Annotated in this window: 15 protein-coding genes and 2 pseudogenes; 13 read left to right on the top strand and 4 right to left on the bottom strand. The window is 44.7% G+C overall.

The window, feature by feature from the left end; translation table 11 throughout:
- The first annotated feature begins 75 nt into the window (after positions 1 to 75).
- Together AR335_RS18700 and AR335_RS18695 are read left to right on the top strand one after the other, a co-directional pair.
- Positions 76 to 1,839 carry an ABC transporter ATP-binding protein gene (locus tag AR335_RS18700; protein ID WP_062238710.1) on the top strand — a complete coding sequence of 588 codons (1,764 nt, stop codon included), beginning with the start codon at positions 76 to 78 and terminating at the stop codon, positions 1,837 to 1,839.
- Positions 1,820 to 3,658 carry an ABC transporter ATP-binding protein gene (locus AR335_RS18695; RefSeq protein WP_062238708.1) on the top strand — a complete coding sequence of 613 codons (1,839 nt, stop codon included), beginning with the start codon at positions 1,820 to 1,822 and terminating at the stop codon, positions 3,656 to 3,658. Before AR335_RS18700 ends, AR335_RS18695 begins: the two co-directional genes overlap by 20 nt.
- 89 nt (positions 3,659 to 3,747) lie before the next feature.
- On the opposite strand, the gene AR335_RS24435 is transcribed toward AR335_RS18695, so the two are convergent.
- A complete protein-coding gene (locus tag AR335_RS24435; protein WP_156418804.1) occupies positions 3,748 to 3,894 on the bottom strand; it encodes a hypothetical protein in 147 nt (48 codons plus the stop codon).
- A gap of 116 nt (positions 3,895 to 4,010) precedes the next feature.
- Between AR335_RS24435 and AR335_RS18690 the strand changes: the two genes are divergently transcribed.
- From AR335_RS18690 to AR335_RS24430, 3 genes and pseudogenes are all read left to right on the top strand, one after another.
- Positions 4,011 to 5,471 (top strand): NAD-dependent succinate-semialdehyde dehydrogenase, encoded by a 1,461-nt coding sequence (locus AR335_RS18690; RefSeq protein ID WP_062238706.1) that lies wholly within the window; start codon positions 4,011 to 4,013, stop codon positions 5,469 to 5,471.
- A gap of 129 nt (positions 5,472 to 5,600) precedes the next feature.
- A pseudogene (locus AR335_RS18685) lies at positions 5,601 to 6,992 on the top strand (aldehyde dehydrogenase); the annotation flags it as partial.
- A gap of 33 nt (positions 6,993 to 7,025) precedes the next feature.
- Complete coding sequence (locus AR335_RS24430) at positions 7,026 to 7,256, top strand: hypothetical protein (RefSeq protein WP_156419093.1); 231 nt, start codon at positions 7,026 to 7,028, stop codon at positions 7,254 to 7,256.
- On the opposite strand, the gene AR335_RS24740 is transcribed toward AR335_RS24430, so the two are convergent.
- Positions 7,257 to 7,397 carry a hypothetical protein gene (locus tag AR335_RS24740; RefSeq protein ID WP_199805110.1) on the bottom strand — a complete coding sequence of 47 codons (141 nt, stop codon included), beginning with the start codon at positions 7,395 to 7,397 and terminating at the stop codon, positions 7,257 to 7,259.
- A gap of 186 nt (positions 7,398 to 7,583) precedes the next feature.
- Between AR335_RS24740 and AR335_RS18680 the strand changes: the two genes are divergently transcribed.
- Positions 7,584 to 9,527: a BglG family transcription antiterminator gene (locus tag AR335_RS18680; protein ID WP_199805109.1), complete on the top strand. Its 1,944-nt coding sequence runs from the start codon at positions 7,584 to 7,586 to the stop codon at positions 9,525 to 9,527.
- Between the two features lie 579 nt (positions 9,528 to 10,106).
- Here the strand turns inward: AR335_RS18680 and AR335_RS18675 are convergent.
- Complete coding sequence (locus tag AR335_RS18675) at positions 10,107 to 10,562, bottom strand: NUDIX hydrolase (protein ID WP_062238700.1); 456 nt, start codon at positions 10,560 to 10,562, stop codon at positions 10,107 to 10,109.
- A gap of 213 nt (positions 10,563 to 10,775) precedes the next feature.
- Here AR335_RS18675 and AR335_RS18670 point away from each other — a divergent pair.
- From AR335_RS18670 to AR335_RS18645, 7 genes and pseudogenes are all read left to right on the top strand, one after another.
- Positions 10,776 to 12,641: pseudogene (locus AR335_RS18670) on the top strand (fructose-specific PTS transporter subunit EIIC).
- A gap of 87 nt (positions 12,642 to 12,728) precedes the next feature.
- A complete protein-coding gene (locus AR335_RS24425) occupies positions 12,729 to 12,896 on the top strand; it encodes a hypothetical protein (RefSeq protein ID WP_156419092.1) in 168 nt (55 codons plus the stop codon).
- Between the two features lie 120 nt (positions 12,897 to 13,016).
- The gene (locus tag AR335_RS18660; protein WP_156419091.1) at positions 13,017 to 15,476 is read left to right on the top strand and encodes an alpha-amylase family glycosyl hydrolase; all 2,460 of its coding nucleotides are present in this window, start codon (positions 13,017 to 13,019) and stop codon (positions 15,474 to 15,476) included.
- A gap of 33 nt (positions 15,477 to 15,509) precedes the next feature.
- Entirely contained in the window at positions 15,510 to 15,698 is a 189-nt protein-coding gene (locus tag AR335_RS24420) for a hypothetical protein (RefSeq protein ID WP_156419090.1), read from the top strand.
- A gap of 174 nt (positions 15,699 to 15,872) precedes the next feature.
- Positions 15,873 to 17,141, top strand: coding sequence for a sensor histidine kinase (locus AR335_RS18655; protein WP_062238693.1), 1,269 nt, complete (start codon positions 15,873 to 15,875; stop codon positions 17,139 to 17,141).
- A gap of 52 nt (positions 17,142 to 17,193) precedes the next feature.
- A complete protein-coding gene (locus AR335_RS18650) occupies positions 17,194 to 19,500 on the top strand; it encodes an ATP-dependent DNA helicase (RefSeq protein ID WP_062238691.1) in 2,307 nt (768 codons plus the stop codon).
- Positions 19,501 to 19,502: 2 nt separating this feature from the next.
- Complete coding sequence (locus AR335_RS18645) at positions 19,503 to 19,901, top strand: DUF3052 family protein (RefSeq protein WP_062238689.1); 399 nt, start codon at positions 19,503 to 19,505, stop codon at positions 19,899 to 19,901.
- 44 nt (positions 19,902 to 19,945) lie between these two features.
- On the opposite strand, the gene AR335_RS18640 is transcribed toward AR335_RS18645, so the two are convergent.
- Positions 19,946 to 21,625 (bottom strand): M14 family metallopeptidase, encoded by a 1,680-nt coding sequence (locus tag AR335_RS18640; protein WP_062238687.1) that lies wholly within the window; start codon positions 21,623 to 21,625, stop codon positions 19,946 to 19,948.
- Between the last annotated feature and the right edge of the window lie 83 nt (positions 21,626 to 21,708).

Raw genomic sequence — 21,708 nt, 5'->3', positions numbered from 1 at the left:
CAAATTATTTAATAAATTATCCAGAAAAGGTATGATTAAGTAAGTAAACAATACATATTATTATATTTTTTACAGATGGCTCTGGAGGATGATGCAGTCTTGAAAGTCCTGTCGATTTTAAAACCTTACCGATTGCAGGTTGCTGTTGCTTTGTTTTTGATGCTTGTTGAGCTGGCTGTCGAGCTTTTGCAGCCGTTATTGATCGCCAAAATTATTGATAATGGGATATTGAAAAAAGATCTTGAGGTGGTCATGGTGTGGGGAGGAGTCATGGTCGGCATATCGCTTTGCGCGTTTGCAGCCGGTGTAATCAATTCCTTCTATGCTTCGCACGTCAGTCAAAACTACGGATATGATCTCAGGAAGCATTTGTTTACGAAAATTCAAGCGTTCTCATTTGCGAATTTCAACCGGTTTCCTACTACGTCTCTGATCACAAGAATGACCAATGATGTGACCCAGATGCAAAACACGGTGTTTATGAGTTTGCGGGTCATGCTGAGAGCACCCTTAATGATCATAGGCGGACTCGTCATGTCATTTGTCGTAGACGCGAAATTGGCCATTTTCATAGCAGTGGCTATTCCAATTTTATTTGTATTTTTAATGTGGGTCTTGAAAAAAGGAGGCGTATTGTTCAAGTCTGTTCAAGAAAACCTGGATAAAGTGAATGGGGTTATGCGGGAAAACCTTTCAGGTATCCGCATCATTAAAGCTTTCTTAAGAAGCAGGCATGAAGTCAAACGGTTTACCGAAGCCAACAGCAAGCTTAAGAATAATACAGCTTTCGCATTGAGGCTGATGGAGTCTACGAATCCGATCCTGCTTCTCGTTATGAATATCGCCATCTTATGTATCCTTTGGTTTGGCAGTGTTCAAGTCAATACGGGAGATGCAAAGGTCGGTGATCTAGTAGCCATCATCAACTACAGCACACGAATCACGTCAACTTTTTCTATTTTTTCGTGGATCATCATGGCTTTTTCAAGAGCAAAGGCATCAGGAAACAGGATTTCTGATGTGCTCAATACCGAGGTGGATCTCGTTAACCATGAAGATTCAGAAATAATCCGTCCTGGTTTCAAAGGTGAAATTGAGTTTCAGAAAGTATCCTTTCATTATCCGGGGACGGAAAAACAAGTCCTGGAGCACATTTCATTTAAAGCTGAACCAGGACAGACTGTAGCAGTCATGGGAGCGACAGGGTCCGGAAAGTCGTCGCTGTTTCAGCTGATTCCCCGACTTTATGATGTAGATGAGGGAAAGATTCTGATTGATGGAATGGATATATCACGCATAAAGCTCGAGCATCTAAGAAGTGCCATCGGCCTTGTTCCTCAGGAAGCCCTTCTTTTCACAGGAACCTTAAAGGAGAATATAGCGTGGGGAAAAGAAAACGCCACCGAGGAAGAGATTAGGGCAGCTGCTGAGAATTCCCAGATTGCTGAAACCATAGCGTCTCTGCCAAAACAATATGAAACCAAACTCGGGCAAAAAGGGGTCAATTTATCTGGGGGACAAAAACAGCGTCTTTCCATTGCAAGGGCTTTAGTCAGAAAGCCGAAGATTCTGCTGCTTGATGACAGTACAAGTGCTCTTGATTTGAAAACAGAAGGAAAACTCCTCGGTGCACTGAGAAACTATCCTTCTACGATCCTGATTATCACCCAAAAGATTGCTACAGCAATGGAAGCGGATAAAATCCTGCTGATTGAAAACGGCAAGCTGCTGATGGAAGGAAAACATGAGGACCTGCTGCTGCGCTCCAGCCTGTATCAGCAAATCTTCGAATCTCAGTTTGGAGAGGAGTCGTTAAAGCATGCTCAAGGGTTTGAATGAACCGTTCCGGCATAAAAGGGCTGTCGTTCAAGAGGTGATGGCGAAGGAAGCCGTACCGAGAAGAAAAAAAGAGAAAGCAAAGGATTGGCGAAGAACACTTCAGCAGATCTGGAGCTATCTGGCACGTGAGAAGGGTCGCTTATGGCTCGTCCTCTTCATGGTTGTCCTAAGTTCAATTCTCGGTCTTCTTGGCCCTTTTTTGATCGGAAAGGCCATTGACCATTATATTATTACAAAAGAAAACAGCGGCCTTTTAAGGCTTCTTGCCGGTTTACTGGCTATTTATATCCTGAACTCCGGAGCGCTATGGCTTCAGAACTACTGGATGATCGGAATTGCACAGAATACGGTCTTCTCGATGAGGACTCAGCTGTTTCGCCATCTTCACAAATTGCCGATCCCATTCTTCGATCAGCGCCAGTATGGAGAAATCATGAGCCGGGTCATCAATGATATTGAGAATGTAAGCTCCACACTTAACTCTTCGGTCATCCAGATTTTCTCCAGTGTACTGACTCTGTTAGGAACAATTGGATTCATGCTTTGGCTGAGCCCGCTCCTAACTGCGATCACCCTTGTGATTGTGCCGGTTATGTTCCTTGGTATGCGGTGGATCACAAGCCGTACAGGCCGATTATTTAAGGAACAGCAGAGAAACCTTGGGGAACTGAACGGTTATATCGAGGAAACCGTTTCAGGACAGCGGATCGTAAAAGCTTTCTCTCAGGAAGATCGTGTGATTGCTGAGCTTTTGGCGAAAAATGATAAGTTAAAGGAATCCGGGTTTTGGGCACAAACGTATTCAGGTTTCATTCCCAAACTGATGAATGTTTTGAATAACGTCAGCTTTGCTTTAATTGCCGGGGCAGGAGGCGTTTTAGCTTTAAAAGGGATGGTCACGATCGGGACCATCGTAATCTTTGCCGAATACTCGAGGCAGTTTACCCGCCCGCTGAATGATCTTTCCAACCAGTTTAATACGCTCTTATCAGCTGTTGCAGGAGCGGAGCGGGTGTTTGAAGTGCTGGATGAGGAAGAAGAGACGAAAGATGAAGAAGGAAACGAAGATCTGGATGGTGTTCATGGAGAGATTGAATTTAAGGATGTCTCATTCTCCTATGAAGAAGGAGGCAATACCGTCAATGATATTTCATTTCATGCCTCACCAGGTGAAACGGTCGCCTTGGTCGGTCCGACGGGAGCGGGGAAAACGACGATCATCAATCTTTTGTCCCGTTTTTATGATGCGAACAGCGGAAGCATTCTCGTGGACGGGCGCGAAATCACGGGGATTAACCGCAAGGCACTTCGGGAGCATATGGGATTTGTGCTGCAGGATCCGTTCCTCTTTGAAGGGACCATTATGGAAAACATCCGTTACGGAAGGCTGGATGCTTCAGATGAGGAAGTCAGGGAAGCAGCAAAGGAGGCGAATGCCCACTCCTTTATTACAAAACTTGCTAATGGGTACGAGACCATGGTTGAACAGGATGGCAGCGGCATCAGCCAGGGGCAGAAGCAGCTGTTAAGCATCGCAAGAGCCATCCTGTCCAATCCTGTCATCCTCGTTTTGGATGAAGCGACGAGCAGCATTGATACGATCACAGAGATGAAAATTCAGGAAGCCTTGCAGCGGCTGATGGAAGGCAAGACGAGCTTTATTATCGCCCACAGGCTGAACACCATTCAAAAAGCCGATCAGATCCTCGTGTTAAAAGACGGAGGAATACTTGAAAGAGGCTCTCACGATGAACTTCTGAAGCAAAAAGGCTTTTACTCCGAGCTTTACCACAGCCAGCTCCAAAGGGAGATCGGCTAGGAAGTTACCATTCAGGTGGGGCTGTCCAGAAAGTCGAAAATTGACCTTCAGGCAGCCCCTTTTTGGCTTGAAAAATCTTCAATGAAAAGTTAATTGAAGTGGAAGATGCGAGACTCCTGCGGGACTAGCGTGACAGGTGAGACTCCCGCCGGTGCTTGCACCAAAAAGTAGGCGTTCACGCCGGTAAGGCTCACCGCACGCCCCGCGGAAAGCGAGCAGCCTGGAACGGAAATCAACAGCTTACAGACTTCTTGGACAGCCCCACCTGTTTATAGTTGTTCGATGCAGGGAATAGAATCGTACTGTTATAAAGTACGGCCAAGGCTGATGGAGTCATTTAGGAGGACACGATATGGAGGCTGATATTGCTGCTTTGGTAAAGACGGAAATGTTCATAGACGGAGAATGGTTAGAGGCGGCAAAGGGAGAACGTCATCCTGTGAGAAACCCAGCGACCGGGGAGCTCATCGCAAGTGTCGCTTTTGGCGGTGAAAGAGACGCAGAGCGTGCGGTTAATGCCGCTGAAAGAGCTTTTCCTCATTGGGCAGCAGAAACAGCGGAAATACGTGCTGACTACTTGAGAACCACCTATAACTTAATTATAGAAGATGCGGACCGGCTGGCAAAAATCCTAACGATGGAAGAAGGGAAGCCGCTTGCCGAGGCGAAACGGGAAGTCCTCTTGGGTGCTGAGTATGTCCTCTGGTATGCTGGGGAAGCAAAGCGAATTTATGGTGAGATCCTTCCTTCTTCTGAACAAAACCAGCGACTTCTTGTTCAGCGGCATCCGGTCGGCATTGTGGCGGCCATTACACCATGGAATTTTCCCTTCTCCATGATTACAAGGAAACTGGCTCCTGCCCTGGCAGCAGGGTGCACGGTGGTTATTAAGCCGTCCCCTGAAACACCGCTGTCGGCCATTGCTCTTTTTGAAATCTTTGAAAAGGCTGGTCTGCCGCATGGTGCAGCCAATCTGGTCATCGGAAATGCAAAGGAAATCAGTGGAGTCTTTGTGAACCATGATAAGGTCAGAAAGATCAGTTTTACAGGATCCGCTCAGATCGGAAAGCAATTCATGGAACAAGCTGCAAAAAAACTGAAGAAGGTTTCTCTCGAGCTTGGGGGACATGCCCCTTTTATCGTATTTGATGATGCAGACATTGATCTTGCGGTTGATGGTTTAATACGAAATAAGTTTCAAAACAATGGTCAGACCTGCACGTGTGCTAACCGTGTATTTGTCCAAAAAACTGTGCTTGACCGATTTACGGTTGTGTTAACTGAAAAAATAAAAGAACTGAAAATCGGAAATGGATTAGAGCCGGGTGTAGAGATCGGGCCGCTCATCCATAAAGCGGCGCTCTCACAGGTACAGATCCAAGTCGAAGATGCCGTACATAAAGGAGCCGAAATTATAGCAGGAGGCAACCCACTTAGGAACGGCGTATACAAAAAAGGGAATTTCTTTGAACCGACCATCCTGTGTGATGTCACACAAGAGATGAAAATCTTCCAGGAAGAAACATTCGGCCCTGTTATTCCCCTCATCCCCTTTGAGACAGAAGACGAAGCTGTCGAACAGGCGAACGAGACGGTCTACGGTTTGGCTGCTTATGTATATACGAAAAATCTTGGAAGGACTATCAGGGTTTCAGATCGACTGGAATTTGGGATGATCGGCATTAACGGAACAAAAGTCGGGTATGTGCAGGCACCGTTTGGCGGTATGAAAGAAAGCGGGATGGGCCGCGAGGGCGGGAAGTACGGTATGGATGAATTTCTGGAGTATAAACTGCTCAATTTTAATTATTAGAAGGTGCCAGGCACGGCAGTGTCAGGCACCTTTTTGGTGTTGACTTTTATTTGGAAAGAAACTATAGTAACCTTGCAGGTTCATATGTTTAAGTTTTTAAACATATGATCTGGCAATGGAAAAGGGGTATGTATCATGAAAGAAGCATCAGCAGCAGAAGTTAATCAAATTCTGCAGAATCAAAAATTTTATTTTGCATCCCAGGAAACAAAAAGCATAGACTTCCGTTTGGAACAGCTGAAAAAGCTGAAAGCTGGAGTAAAGATGAATGAACAGAAGATCGTCAAGGCTCTTGCACTTGATTTAAATAAATCGGAACTTGAATCATATTCGACAGAAATTGGAATTTTATATGAAGAAATTAATTTTACGATGAAGCGCCTAAGAAAATGGGTGAAGCCGAAAAAAGTACGGACCGCTTTAACACATGCAGGATCAAAAGGTTATATCCTGCCGGAGCCTTATGGTGCGGTGCTGATCATTGCTCCTTGGAACTATCCGTTTCAGCTTGCATTATCTCCGCTTGTCGGTGCGATTGCTGCAGGAAATACGGCTGTTATCAAGCCTTCAGAGCTGACACCGAATGTGTCTGCGCTGATTGCAGATATTTTGCAGGAGCTATATCCATCGTCTTATATCGCAGTGGCAGAAGGTGGAGTATCAACGAGTCAAGCTCTTCTAGATCAGCCATTTGATTACATTTTTTTCACGGGCAGTGTACGGGTTGGAAAAGTTGTCATGGAGGCTGCTTCCAAAAGATTAACTCCCGTCACGCTTGAACTTGGCGGGAAAAGTCCTACGATCGTACATGAAGATGCCAACATCAGGCTTGCGGCGAAACGAATCGTTTTCGGTAAATTTATGAACGCGGGGCAAACGTGTATTGCTCCAGACTATTTGCTTGTCCATACGAATGTAAAAGCTGCACTTATTGAGGCAATGAAGGTGACGATTAAAGAATTTTACGGAGAGCAGCCGATTGAAAACAGCTCTTACTCAAAAATAGTAAATGGTCACCACTATAACAGACTAACGGGTTATTTGAACGACGGGACGATAATTTTCGGCGGAGAAAAATCGGATGACAAAAATAGAATTGCGCCTACCTTGCTTGATGAGGTAAGCCCTGATTCTCCAGTTATGACAGAGGAAATCTTCGGCCCGATTTTTCCGGTTATGGAATATACTTCATTGAATGAGGCGATTACGTTCATCAACTCACGCCCGAAGCCGCTTGCTCTCTATTTGTTTACACAAAACAAGGAAACGGAGGACCAGATTACGGGGCGTGTTTCTTTCGGTGGAGGCTGCATAAATGATGCTCTCATGCATATCGCCACGCCTTACCTTCCGTTCGGCGGTGTTGGAGAAAGCGGGATGGGGAACTACCACGGAAAATACAGCTTTGAAACGTTCTCTCATTCTAAAAGCGTGCTGAAGCAAACAAACCGGTTTGATTTCTCCTTCCGATATCCTTCTGCAAAGAACGGGTTAAAGTTAGTTAAGAAGCTATTAAAATAAGTGGAAGGGGCTGTCCAAGAAGTCTGGTAGCTGTTGATCTCCGCTCCAGGCTGCTCGCTTTCCGCGGGGCGTGCGGTGAGCCTTACCGGCGTGAACGCCTACTTTTTGGTGCAAGCACCAGCGGGAGTCTCACCTGACACGCTAGTCCCGCAGGAGTCTCGCACCTTGCACTCCAATCAACTTTTCATTGAAGATTTTTCACGTCAAAGGAGCTGCCTGAAGGTCAATTTTCGACTTTCAGGACAGCCCCTTTTTTCGTATTAATCAAAAGAACGTTTTCACTTCTGTTTCTGTATGTTTGCAGTTGGTGCACGTATATTCGAGTTCGAGAGCATCTTCACGAACAATGTGCAGCGTTTCCTGATTGCAATGGCTGCAGTGCCTCTTCATTTTTGTCTCTTCCATCCTGAACACATCCTTCCGTTGATATCGTTAAAAATAGTATTCCTCTAACCCTAATTTGTAAAACAAACATAAAACATTGACTTCCGTATCTAAAGACCTAGACTAAGAAGGGAAGCAAACTTATGAATCTTAGGGAATAGGCCATCTTAAGACATAAGACAGAGAATGGCAGGAGCAGGTGATGAAGTGATTGATAGACAAAACAGACTGCTTTCTTTTTTATTAAAAAGCGGAGGAAGCGTGTCAGTAGATGATATTGCTTCCGAACTGGATTGTTCTGAAAAAACAATCCGGAATGACTGTAAGGTTATTGACCAATGGCTGAAGCAGGCATCAGACGTCCGCTTGATAAGAAGACGCGGAGTAGGTGTTTATCTCGAGGGTACAGCCTCTGCAATCTCAAATTTAATGGATATCTCTAAAAAGGAGCAGGCAGCAGACACTGTAATGGCTGACAGCATTAGAAGAATGAGCATCGTGCGCCAGCTTCTCTTAAAAAATAAAGATACGACGCTTCAGGAGCTGGCAGAAAAGTATTACGTCAGCAAAACAGTTGTGAGGCATGATATCAAGCAGATGGAGGATTGGCTTAAGTCGTTCAATCTGGAGATGCAGCTTAAACAAAAGGTTGGTTTGAGGGTGGACGGTAACGAAAAAAACAGGCGTGATGCTTTATCCAGATTGACCGGTATGCTGATTCATGCAGCAGAAGAAGAAAAAAACTTCGTGAACCGGATCTTTGCTCCTCATGAGATTGATTTCGTGAGAAGCAGCCTTAAGAAATTAGAGCAGCAGCTGTGCTATTCGTTCACAGAAAGTGCGCTTGAAAACTTGATTACTCATATTCTGATTTCAATTAAAAGGGTGAAGACGGGCAGTAAAATTACGATTTCTCCGGATGAGGAGGAGCGGATTAAACAAACGAAAGAATACCCGGCTGTTGGAGCTTTTTTAAAGGATATTGAAAAGGCAATGGCCGTTAAACTCCCACAGGAGGAAGCCGTCTATATCACGATCCGGGTTCTTGGCACAAAAGTTTATTATCACGCTAAGGACAGGGGAAAACTGGAGAAAGAACTAGCTGGATTTGATGCTGCTGTACTGGAGTTTTCCAAGAAGCTGATCGAGGCTGTTTCTGAGATTACGGATATTGATTTTACGAATGATGAGCTCTTGCTTGCCGGATTGGCAGGCCATCTGCAGACCACGTTCCATCGACTGGATTATGCCCTGCCGTTTTCCAATCCTATGGCAGATGAGATCAAGAAAATGTACATGACGATGTTTGAGATGATTTATTATGCGTTGCCGGTTGTTGAACAAAAGCTGAAAAAATCGCTCCCTGAAGAAGAAATCGCTTATCTGACGCTTCATTTTCAAGCCTCGGTAGAACGGTTCAAGAAAAAAAGCGCCCGTCATCTGAAGGTGCTCGTCATATGTACGATGGGAATCGGCATGTCCCAGCTCATCGTGACCAAACTTGAGCGGAAGTTCCATTCCATTGAGATCGCAGGAACAGCGTCGGTCAGTGAAGCACCTGTTGAAATTAAAGAGAAGAAGCCGGATTTAGTGATCAGCACGGTCCCTTTCTCTTATCAGGATGTGCCAGTGATAGTCGTGTCTCCTCTTATGACCGAAGAGGAGGAGAAAGAAATTGAACATTGGATTCAAAACGGCTCGCAAATCGATACGCATAGCAGCTATCCGAACTTAAAAAAGCTGCTGCATTCAGAGCTTATATCGGTTCATTCCCGTGAGGCAGCCCATGCAGATATTTTAAAGTCAATGGTTCATCAAATGGAGGAACTCGGATTCGTAAAAGGCAGCTACAAAGAAAGCGTCCTGAACCGAGAAGAACAATCGTCAACGGCAGTGGGAGGCGGTGTGGCGATCCCTCATGGAAACCCGAATCTTGTGAAAGAAGCAGTTATTGGGATGTCGGTTTTTAGAAATCCCGTTAAGTGGGGGAAAGAAAGTGTGTCAATCGTATTTTTGCTGGGCATGAGCAATGAAAAAAGATACCTCTTGAAAGACCTTTTCAAGGAGATATCTCATTTGACGGAGAACCCATCATTTATTCGTGAAGTGGCAGAAGAAGAAACTGCTGAAAATATTTATGCATTATTTTAAAGGGGCAGCTTCCTAGCTAATAAGATAAGAAAGTATAAAAATCTGGAGAACATTCATGTTTCTCCAGATTTTTATTTTTGGGAATTAGGCTTGCCGGTGGATGAGGTAGGCAGGGAGATGAATGTGGAAATAAATGTGTCAAAACGTGTCGATTGATGTCGCATATAAACGGTTCGAGAATAAAAGAGCTATTTTCGAGAATAAGTGGGTTTGTTTTGAGAATAAATGAGTCCATTTCGAGAATACATCCATTTATTTCGAGAATAGAAAATGGAGGTCGACCATTATTAAATCCCTATTATTCCAAAAATGAGTCTTTTTATTTAGGATACGGCACATAAATAAGTGAATCTCCTCCAATCAAGCCCCCAGTCAAACCAGCTCACTATCATTTACTCAAATTCATTTATTTTCTTCCAAAAAAGAACCCAAAAGATGGCTAAACTCATCCATTTTTATAAAAATACTTAAAAAGCTAGTCCGCACCGGGGGTTTGCCGGAAACGGGGAATGCATCCTCTTTTAACCTGTCCCGCTGCTCCAAGGCTTTTTACAAAAATGTCCCAGAAACAATAATCCTTTATAAAAGAGTCTTTTTTAAATAATAATCGATGACAAGCGGGTCAGGGCCGCCCATCGCTTCGGGAAGATGGTTCAAATCAAAGAAGCGAACATCCTGTACTTCAATCCCGTCAATTACGGTACTACCTTCATAGTCAGTACAGATATAAGCAGCGACAACGTTATATACCTCGTCTCCATGAGGATATTGATAATAAAACTCTTCACCGGAAAACACGTGAAGCAGTTCAAGGCTGCAGGCCGAATATCCTGTTTCTTCAAAGAGCTCTCTTTTCGCCGCATCCTCAAGGGTTTCTCCAGGTTCTAATGAGCCGCCCGGCAAGCCCCATAAACCGTTATCTTTCCGATGCTGAAGCAGCAGCTGTCCCTCAGCATTCAATAAAAGTACACAAGCACCTGTCATAACTATCGGCCGGCTTCCGATCAATTTCCGCAAGTCCATAATATATCCCATGATTTCAGTCCTTTAAAAAGTATTGAGAAAATTTACCGATTCATTACATTCGGCTAAATCATTCGAATTCCTGCAGCAATCATAATTGAAAACGCTTTTATATAATTCGTTTTTGCCGGAACTTACGGTAAATAAAAAATCTATTTCCCGTATTTACTAAGCTACAATTGGTTCATAGATATGACAGACTAATGAACAGCGGAGGTACGGAAAATGAAGTTATTAGGAATTACTTCGTGTCCTAATGGGATTGCTCATACGTATATGGCGGCCGAAAGTTTGCGTAAGGGAGCCGAAGCGTTAGGAGTTGAAATAAAGGTAGAAACCCAAGGGTCCATCGGGGTGGAAAATGAATTCACTCCAGAAGAGATCCAGCAGGCGGACGGTATTATTATTGCTGCAGATAAAGCGGTGGATAAGAGCCGGTTTGTTGGAAAAAAAGTACTCGTCACAGGTGTACAGGATGGAATTCATAAAGCACAGGAACTTATCAAACGTTTTGAAACTGGAGATGTGCCGGAGTATAAAGGTGACATTAAGTCCATCAATGAAGTGAAGCAGGAACGTAAAGATAAGCAGAATCCATTTTACCGCCACTTGATGAACGGTGTTTCCTATATGATTCCGTTTGTTGCGGTCGGCGGGCTGCTGATCGCTTTGTCCCTGGCAATCGGAGGACATCCGACGGACAGCGGACTCCAGATTCCGAAAGATTCGGTCTGGAAGCAGATCATGGATGTCGGTTCCGCGGGCTTTACGTTTATGGTGCCGATTCTCGCTGGTTTCATCGCCATGAGTATTGCGGACCGCCCGGGGCTTGCTCCAGGGATGATCGGCGGTTATATCGCAGCTAACGGAAGCTTTTATGGAAGTGAAGCAGGTGCAGGATTCCTTGGAGGCATCTTGGCTGGTTTTGTTGCCGGTTATGTTGCGAAGTGGATCAAGTCCTGGAAGGTTCCGAGGGTCATCCAGCCGATTATGCCAATTCTGGTTATTCCTTTACTTGCTTCACTTGTTGTTGCCAGCTTGTTTATTTTTGTAGTAGGTGCACCGATTGCCAGCCTGATGGATTGGCTCACCGCCTTCCTTAATGGCATGCAGGGCGCTTCAAGCATTATCCTCGCACTGATTCTAGGTGCCATGATTTCCTTTGATATGGGCGGCCCGGTGAATAAAGTAGCGTTCCTTTTTGGAGCGAGTATGATCGGACAAGGAAATGTTCATATCATGGGTTCAATTGCGGCAGCGATTTGTGTTCCGCCGCTTGGAATGGGTCTTGCTACATTGCTCAATAAGAAAAAATACGAAAAAGCGGAACAGGAAGCCGGGAAAGCAGCATTGGCAATGGGTCTCGTCGGAATTACAGAAGGTGCTATCCCGTTTGCGGCAAAGGATCCGCTGCGCGTTATTCCAAGTATTATGGCAGGGTCGATGGTCGCTTCTACGATCGCTATGCTCGGCCATGTCGGAAACAACGTACCTCATGGAGGACCGATTGTTGCGGTGCTAGGTGCGATCAGCCATCCGCTCATGTACTTTATCGGCATTATAGCGGGCGTTGCCGTAACAGCGTTCTTGGTTAATACATTAAAGAAAATCGTAGCTTAACAGGGAGTGACAAGCATGAAACTGACAGAGTTGATGAACAAAGACCTGGTTGATGTTGACTTGAAGGGTTCAACAAAAAATGAAGTGATCGACCATATGATTGAGAAGCTGGAACAGTCCGATGCTTTGAAATCCAAGCGTAAGTTTAAAAAAGCGATTGAAAAGCGGGAGAAGGAAGGAAGCACAGGCATTGGTTTTAAGGTCGCAATCCCTCATGGGAAATCAAATGCTGTCACCTCTCCAAGAGTTGCGTTTGGCCTGAGCCGGACTGGTGTAGACTGGAACAGCGTTGATGGAGAAAACGCCCAGTTGGTGTTCATGATTGCCGTGCCGGAAGAAAGTGCAGGAAACGAACATTTAAAAATTTTGCAGATGCTTTCTATCAAACTCATGGATGAAGCATTCAGAAACGAGTTATTGAATGTGCAATTTGTAGATGAAGCGTATCAATTATTAGAGCAGATCGGATAATCAAAAAGCCTGCAGATGTAATTTCGTCTGCAGGCTTTTTTCTTTTTATTAGGCTGTTTTCGTAAACTTTGTTGCTCTTAGGAGTGGTTGATTTCCGTTTCAGGATGCTCGCTTTCCGCGAGGGGTAATGTGAGCACTTTACGCCTGTGGGTCTCACCTGTCCCGCTGCTCCCGCAGGAGTCTCGCACTTACACTCCAATCAACTTATCAATGAAGGCTCTTTACAAATATTACCCAAAAACAACAATCTTTTAGAAAACAGCCATTTATTAAAATAGTTATTGCATAATTCTGTCATCGCGGCTACACTTTTAGTAAAGGTTTGTGAAAGCGTTTGCGCATAGTTGCACAAACTGCTCAAAAGGAGGAGTCTATTTGAAAAAGGGATTTGGCATATTGATGTCATTGGTGCTGCTTTTAGGGATCGTATTGGTTCAGCTGCCTAAAGCGGCTGATGCGAGCAGCTATCAAAAAGTGGTAGTAAGGGGAAGTTTGTCTCCATTGGATTGGGGTTCTGACAATAATCCGCTGACAATGCAGCAGGATGGGACATGGAAGAGCAATCCGATTCCGCTTACCGGAGGCAGCAAGCTTGAGTTTAAGTACGTAAGAGACGATCAATGGATGGATGGCAGCAATCTGGAGTTTACGCCACCACAGACAGGAAGCTATGTTTTCGTCTTTCATCCGGACGATGAAAGAAAAGTAGATATAATTCTCTTAGAAGGCAAAGGGAAAGTAACACTGAACGTGACGGTTCCAAAATCCACACCCGACTGGGCGAATGTAACCGTTGGGACAAGCTTGAACGGTTATAACTATTCAGTAACCAGCCTGAAAAAGGCGGGAGATCAGAAATACAGCATCCAGCTAACAGGTGAACCCGGCCAATCCTTCTCCTATTATTACGCGCTCGGTGATGAAAAGTATAAAGAGGTAAAAAGTGAACCGCGTAAAGCAGTATTCACCGAAGCGGGCGAGCCGGTGAATGATGAAGTAGAGAAATGGAGCGGTGTGCCGGTTGCGAAGAGCGTAACGCATAACTTTAACTATAAGCCTTTCATTCCGAACCATAAAGAAAATGTAATGGTCAAGACGACAGTAGAGCATTACGGGCAGGTGAATAAAGGCGGAATCTACTTTACAACAGACGGTTCCACTCCTGCAGGGAAAAGGGGCATTGCAAAGAACGGAACTTTTGTCCCAATGTATGCTGTCTCGAAAACAAGTCTTGGAGATGGATTATATAAGTCTGTGCTTAGTGGAACCATTCCAAAACAAAAAGACAGCACAAGGATTAAATACAAGATCGATGTTTGGAATACAGACGGCGAAGGTTCGCAGTTTGCAGACACGAACAGCATTCTGTCTGCTGACGCTACCGAATTCGCCTATTATGTAGATGACTATAAATCTCCTGAATGGGCAAAAAATGCTTCCATCTATCATATTTTTGTAGACCGTTTTATGGATGGAAATCCGATGAACAATGAGCCTGTTGATCCTAACCTTTCCTATGATGAGCGGTTAAAAGGATGGATGGGCGGCGACCTTCAAGGTGTTAAGGATAAAATTGATTACATTAAGGATCTTGGTGTCAACACCATCTGGATTTCGCCGATCTACAAAGGGCCGTATTCACACGGCTATCATCCGGCAGACTTTATGAAGATTGATCCGCGTTTTGGAAACAACAAACTCATGAAGGAAATTATTAAAGAAGCACACAAAAAGGGTATGAAAGTGGTTTATGACCTTGTTCCGAACCATACGTCCAACCAGCATCCGTTCTTCCAGGACGCCTTGAAAAATGGAACAAACAGCCCGTATTACAACTGGTACACCTTTACGAAATGGCCGACAGACTATAAAACATTCTACGGTGTAACAGAACTTCCAGAACTGAACAACGACAATCCTGCAACTCGGAGCTATATGATGAATAAAGTCGTTCCTTTCTGGCTGAACGATCTTGGCTTCGACGGTTTCAGGCTCGATTATGCCAAGGGCCCAAGCTATAGCTTCTGGGTGGATTTCAGGCATACTGTGAAAAAACTTAAGCCGAACGCTTTTATTTATGGAGAAGTTTGGGACAGCCGTGAAAAGATCAACACTTACTCCGGCAAACTTGACGGCGCTCTCGATTTCCCGATGCAGGGCGCATTGCTTGATGTGTTCGCAAAAGGGCAGTCGATGAATGAACTGAGTGATGCGATCCGCTTGAACCAAAAAACATACAACTCAGAATATTTGATGGGAACGTTCTTGGACAACCATGATATGCCGCGCTTTTTATTCGAGTCCGGCGGTGATGTGAACAAACTGAAACAGGCAGCTGCGGCGCAGTTTACACTTCCAGGAGCACCAATCATCTACTACGGAACTGAGGTTGGCTTATCACAAAGCAAGGATCATAACAAAGTTGACGAGTGGAAGGACCGCTATTTCCGAGAGATGATGCCATGGGATAAAGCGCATCAAAATGCTTCCTTAAAGCAGTATTATAAGAAACTAATTAAACTGAGAAACGATGAACCTGCGCTCCGTACAGGAAAGTATAAAGAGTGGTATTCTGATGACCAAGTCATCATTTATGAAAGAAGCAATAAGCATGACCGCTTCCTTGTTGTTCTGAACAACGGAAGTGAAGAAAAAGTAACACTGAAGAAATCATTTGATGATAAGAATGATCTCGTACTAAAGAGTGTATGGAACAAAAAGGATGTTATCCGGCCTGGAAAGAAAGACGATCTGACCATTGTCTCTAAAGCAGGATCTGTTCAGATTTTTGAAGTAGTAAAAGATAAAAAGAGCACAAAGAAAAAGGCATCGTAACTAAGAGGGGCTGTCCAAGAAGTCTGTAAGCTGTTGATTTCCGTTCCAGGCTGCTCGCTTTCCGCGGGGCGTGCGGTGAGCCTTACCGGCGTGAACGCCTACTTTTTGGTGCAAGTCTCACCTGTCACGCTAGTCCCGCAGGACAAGGAAGGCTTCGGCAGCGTGCACGAAGAAAATGTGAAGTTCATTTTCGAGGAGTCTCGCATCTTCCACTTCAATTAACTTTTCATTGAAGATTTTTCAAGCCAAAAAGGGGCTGTCTGAAGGTCAATTTTCGACTTTCTGGACAGCCCCTTTTTTTAATTTCAGAATAGGACAATTATCTCATTTTTTGGCAGGGTAAAGTAATTTTTTGTCGTAATTAATAGGTAACTAAACTCGTTGGGAGATAAACTGATGCTGATAGAAAAACTCCTTCTACATGTGCTGATTGTTTTGGCTCCAATCTTAAGCTACAGTTTCTTTTTTGAGAAAAAGCAGGTTTCAACATCCCCTTACCTTTACGGAACCTTGCAAAGTATCTCTGCAACACTTTGTATTCTGTTTGCTTTTTACGAAGGAGACCTCTATTGGGATTTACGGTACGCCCCTCTGGTGCTTGCCTTTCTTTATGGAGGTAGAATAGCAGGCGGAATGGTTTTGGGTACAATTCTAATCGTCAGAGCTGCAATGGGCGGGGATGCAGTGGTGTTTGCATTGGCCGGAGTTGTATTAGCCGCGGTTATCCCATTTTTGTTCAGCAAAAAATTCAGTGTCTATCATGCAGGTAAACGGGTGAAGGCAGCAATGTTAATGGGCGTCTGGCCTTCTTTTGTCCAAATTGCGATCCTCATTTCCTATACCTTTTTTTATGGAACAGCAGATGGGGATTTCATGACAACGATATCTCATGTTCTTTCGTTCGGCATCCTTCAGGTGATAGGAGTAGGAACAGCCTCTAAGCTGAATGAGCTGGTCATTGAACGTTCCTTGATGAAGCAGGAGATTGAAAAGGCAGAAAAGCTGAACACGATGGGAGAGCTTGCTGCCTCGATTGCTCATGAAGTGAGAAATCCTCTTACCGTTGTAAAGGGGTTCCTTCAGCTTATGCAACAGGATGATAAAGACAATAACCACCCGTATATTCCGCTTGTGTTAAGCGAATTAGGGCGTGCTGAAGTAATCATCAGCGACTATTTAAATTTTGCCAAACCAGAATTTAAAAAGCTGGAAGATTTCTCCTTGTCACAAGTCCTGTCCGATGTTGTTATGCTTCTCAATGCGCTGGCTCTCAAGCAAGGCGTAGAGCTGAAAAGCGATTTAAAGCCGTCACTTTTTTTGTTCACAGACCGAAATCAGCTGAAGCAGGCGTTCGTTAACATTATTAAAAATGCGATTGAAGCGACACCTTCCGGGGGGACAGTCACTGTCAGTCTTGCACTATCGGGAAATCAGGCATTAATTACCGTAGCGGATACAGGCAAAGGGATGACGGAAGAACAGCTTTCGAGAATCGGTACGCTGTTCTATACGACAAAAGATAAGGGAACAGGGCTGGGAACGACGGTGTCTGTTAGAATCATAGAATCTATGCAAGGCAAAGTTTCTTTCAAAAGCGAAGTCGGAAAGGGCACGGAAGTTACATTGCGGCTGCCGGCTGTGCAAAACGTTCAAATCAGCCTATAGCTCCCTATTTCTGTTACACTTCTCTTAAGAGAACTTATGGAATGGTGATAACATGTTGGACATTGTAAAAGTTTCGGTTCGAGGCCTTGTCGAATACGTATACAGAAGCGGAAGCATCGATTCGCGTTTCCGTACCGCCAGCACACTGGCGGAAGGTACGAGAGCTCATCAAAAAATACAGCAGACATACGCAGAATCTGATCAGAAAGAAGTGTTTGTTCAGATCGAAATGGTCCAGGACAATCTTTCTTTTCTTATTGAAGGAAGATGCGACGGTCTGCTTTTTTCTGATGATGAGGTAACGATTGATGAAATAAAATCAACGTCTCGTGACTTGAATACCATTGAAGAGGATACCTATCCTGTCCATTGGGCACAGGCGAAGGTTTATGCCTGTATATATGCCTCGGACCACGGACTCAATGCCATACATGTCCAGCTGACATACGTGCAGGTGGAAACCCAGGAAAAGAAGCGGTTTAAAAAAGTATTTTTCCTTGATGAGCTCAAACTTTTTCTTGAGGAAACAGTAAAAGTATACGCACCTTATGCCCAGCTGCTGGTAAGCCACCGGAAAGAACGGGATTACAGTATCAAAGAGCTGCCGTTTCCATTTGACCGGTACCGTGAAGGGCAGAGGAAACTGGCAGGGGCGGTCTACACGACAATCGCCGAAGGTAAAAATCTGTTCGCCCAGGCACCGACAGGAATCGGTAAAACGATGTCGACCACATTTCCTGCAGTTAAAGCCATCGGTGAAGGCCTGATGCAGCGCTTCTTTTATTTGACGGCAAAGACGATCACAAGAGAGGCGGCTGAGGAAGCTTTTTTGCTCATGCAGGAAAAAGGCCTTCGCCTGCACACGGTCACCCTGACTGCCAAGGACAAAATGTGCCTGAAGGATAAGGCAGTCTGCCAAAAAGAGTACTGCGAGTTTGCTGATGGATATTATGATCGTGTAAACGGCGCCGTGCTGGACATTTTGGCAAACGAAACGGTCATTCACCGCAGAACGATCCAGGAGTATGCGATCAAACACCGGCTTTGCCCGTTCGAGTTTTCCATTGACTTGGCGTATGGTGCCGATGCGGTCATTTGTGATTACAATTATGTATTTGATCCAAGGGTATCTTTAAAGCGTTTCTTTGAAGAGCAGAAAAAGCAAACCGCCTTACTCGTGGATGAAGCCCACAATCTTGTCGACCGGGGCCGGGAAATGTATTCTGCTGAAATTTACAAGTCGGCTTTTCTGAACGTTTCGCGTGAATATAAAGGCAGCAATGCAGAGCTCCAAAGGGCGGCCAAAACCGTCAATGACTTCGGTCTTTCTATGAAAAAAAGATGCGGTGATGCGAGAAGCCTTGTGATGAACGACAAGCCGGAAGAACTGATAGAGCTTTTGGAAACCTTTATTGTTTCTGCAGAAAAAGAACTGCTGACCCAAAAAGAGGGAGAGGGTCAGCAGCTATTGCTCGATACGTACTTTGCCGCACAAAGCTTTATCCGTATCTCAAAGCTCTATGACCAGCGGTATGTCACATATGCGGAATATGAAAGAAGTGAAGTGAAGATTAAAATGTTTTGCCTCGATCCTTCTGTTCTGCTTCAACAAATGGGCAAAGGTTATCGTTCGAGTATCTTTTTTTCGGCCACCTTTACACCGATCGATTACTACAAGGATATGATCGGATTTCGTGATGAAGATTATGCACTGGCCATTCCATCGCCATTTGAACGGGAACAGCTTCAAATCTATATCCAGCCGTTATCCACAAGATACCGTGACAGAGAAAAAACAAGAGAGCCGATCGCAGACATGATTTATCAGGTTGTGAGAGAAAATAAAGGAAACTTTCTTGTGTTTTTCCCTTCCTATCAATACATGAACGATGTGTACGAGCAGTTTTTGAATGAGGATTTCCCTCTAAAATCAATGGTTCAGTCGACTGGAATGTCAGAAGAGGAGCGGGAACAGTTTTTAAACTCGTTTCAGGCAGATACGCAGGAAACACTGATCGGTTTTGCGGTGATGGGCGGCATTTTTTCAGAAGGTGTGGACCTTGTCGGTGACAGGCTTAACGGTGTGATTGTAGTTGGGGTCGGGCTTCCTCAGCTCGGGCTGGAACGAAATATCATTAAGGATTATTTTTCATCCCGAGGGAAAAATGGCTATAATTACTCGTATGTATATCCTGGCATTAATAAGGTGCTGCAGGCTGGGGGCAGACTGATCCGCTCAGAAACCGACCGTGGGACGATCGTTCTTGTTGATGACCGGTTTTTAACCCAGCAGTATCAGGCGCTTCTTCCGTATGAATGGCAGGACTTTACGATTCTAAAACCAGAGAGGACGAACTGACGATGGGTCTTTTGAAAAAATTACAGATTAAAAAAGGCTATTCGGTGGCTGTACTGAACGCGCCAGAAGGTTTTAGCCTCCCGAAAGAAGAGTTTCCTGAAGGGGCAAGGCTTATTGATCGGCCTGAAGGAGAGCTGGATACGATTTTGCTTTTTGCAAAGGATTCAGGAGACCTTAAGCAATTTGCTGCTGATGTGACAAATTATTTGAAGGATGACGGCTTACTCTGGGTGGCTTACCCGAAGAAAAGTTCCAAAATTAAAAGCGATATCAGCCGTGATCAAGGCTGGGATGTGCTACAGGAAAAAGGTTATGAAGGTGTATCACTTGTCTCTGTTGATGAGAAGTGGTCCGCATTCAGGTTCAGGGAACGAAAATACATTAAGAGCTTAAATAAATAAAAGCTTCAGCATACCGGATATTCCGCCGTGCTGAAGCTTTTTTGTTATTTCGCATTCAGTTTCCTTTCGCTCAGGTAGCGGTAAATCGGCAGCTCGTCGCCAACATCTGTCGGGATGAAGTTAAAGGTGACATAGCTGTCGACGGATTCAGGTTCCAGTGCAAGCGCAATAAAGTTTGCGTTTGGCTGTCCCATGCTGAAGACATAGCTTCCGGCAGGGAAGGAGCGGACGGTTTCCTTCACATCTGTCGTTACTTCATTCGTATAATGCCCGTTTTCTAAAGTGGTGGAGACTTTTTTACCGGTTACTTTGTATCGTTCCACAGATTTGGAGACAGGTCCTTGCAGCTTCTGAACGTTAACTCCGAGTGTTTCCAGCTTGCGTGCAATGCTGTGGTAAGCCGGAGGCATGATGTAGGCCGTCGGCCTTTCTCTTTCAAGTGTAGGATAGGCATCCGTAGAATCTTCCCATACGATCGGAATGTTTGCTTTTTTTGCTTGAGCAAGATCTACCACTTCAAGCTGCTGATCAGGAACCCTTTTGTTCTCACTTTTTATTACGATCGTATCTTTATCATTGGCTTCCTTGCCCTTGTTGATCACATCCTGGCGTGCGTTCTTGACCGCGGTTTTTATTTTATTGGCATCGGCAGCGGTGGTTTTTATAAAGTTCTCCTGTGCGGTTGCCTGTGCATAGACCCGACGGTTAAAATCAGCACGGCCAATATTGATGCCACGGGTCTCAATCAGATAGGTGAGCGTGTTCTTTAAACCAAGAGCGTTTCTGCCGATGCGGGTTTCTGTGCTTCCTTCGGTTGCTACAAGCTGGCCGTCATCATCCGTATCAAGGGTGTAATAGTCATGATGAGACAATTTCCTTTGATCGAGCACCTGTTTGACCTTGTTAAGAACTAAGTTGTCGGATGTTTTTCTCAGCTGCTTCGGTATATTCAAGTTTTTTGCTGAGGAGATCAGCAGGTCATAAGACGAAACAGAGCCCTGCTCTCCAAATTTTTTGAACAGAGGTGAGTTTACTGTATACTCATGGGCATCCAGGACAACATCAGGCTTATATTCGTTGACCGCTTTATGTACCGCTTGTACTTCTGGATATTCTACTTTCATATAATCACGGTTTGCGTCAAGATTAGTGGCAATCTGCCGTTTGAAATAGTAGGAGCCATCCGGGTTAACACGAGGTACGATTGCTACATTTACTTTGTCCAGAACATTCCCCATCTTGCCTTGGGCAAGCTTCTGAGCGGTGACGAGAACTGATTCACCGGCTGCGGGTTCGTTTCCGTGAATTTGTCCTTGAATCCAGATTAGCGGTTTCTTTTTGTTGTTTCTTATTTTGTCAGGATTTTCTTTGCTGAAGAGCAGGATAGGCAGATCACGCCCCTCCAGGGATTTGCCGATGCTTTTTAACGTCACAAGCTTATTTTTGTGGTCGAGCTTCTTAATAAAGGCGAGCATTTCTTCCTGGGAAGTAAAGGGGAGTCGTCCCTTTTCAAAGGCAGGAGTTGAGAAGTGTTCAGCTGGCTTTGGAAAGAGATACGAGATGCTGCTGGGCTGAACATAGCTTGGGCCGTATCCGTAATAAGGCGTGAATTTCTCTGTTTCATCAGCAGCTGCCGCTTTTGGCAGGGCGTCTGAAGAAGAATAGAGCCCAGCTGCAAGTGTCATAGCCAGGAAAAAAGAGGTGGAACGAAGAACATTTTTCATAATAACCTCCTGTAATTAATTATTTGATTATTCAATAAATAACATACATAAAAGCGTGAATGATAATGATTCGTGCTTCTGAA

It is taken from the genome of Fictibacillus sp. FJAT-27399 (assembly GCF_001510655.1).
Taxonomy (GTDB): domain Bacteria; phylum Bacillota; class Bacilli; order Bacillales; family Fictibacillaceae; genus Fictibacillus_C; species Fictibacillus_C marinisediminis.
Note: the sequence above shows the minus strand (reverse complement) of the source record. Positions and strands in the feature narration are given on the sequence as shown.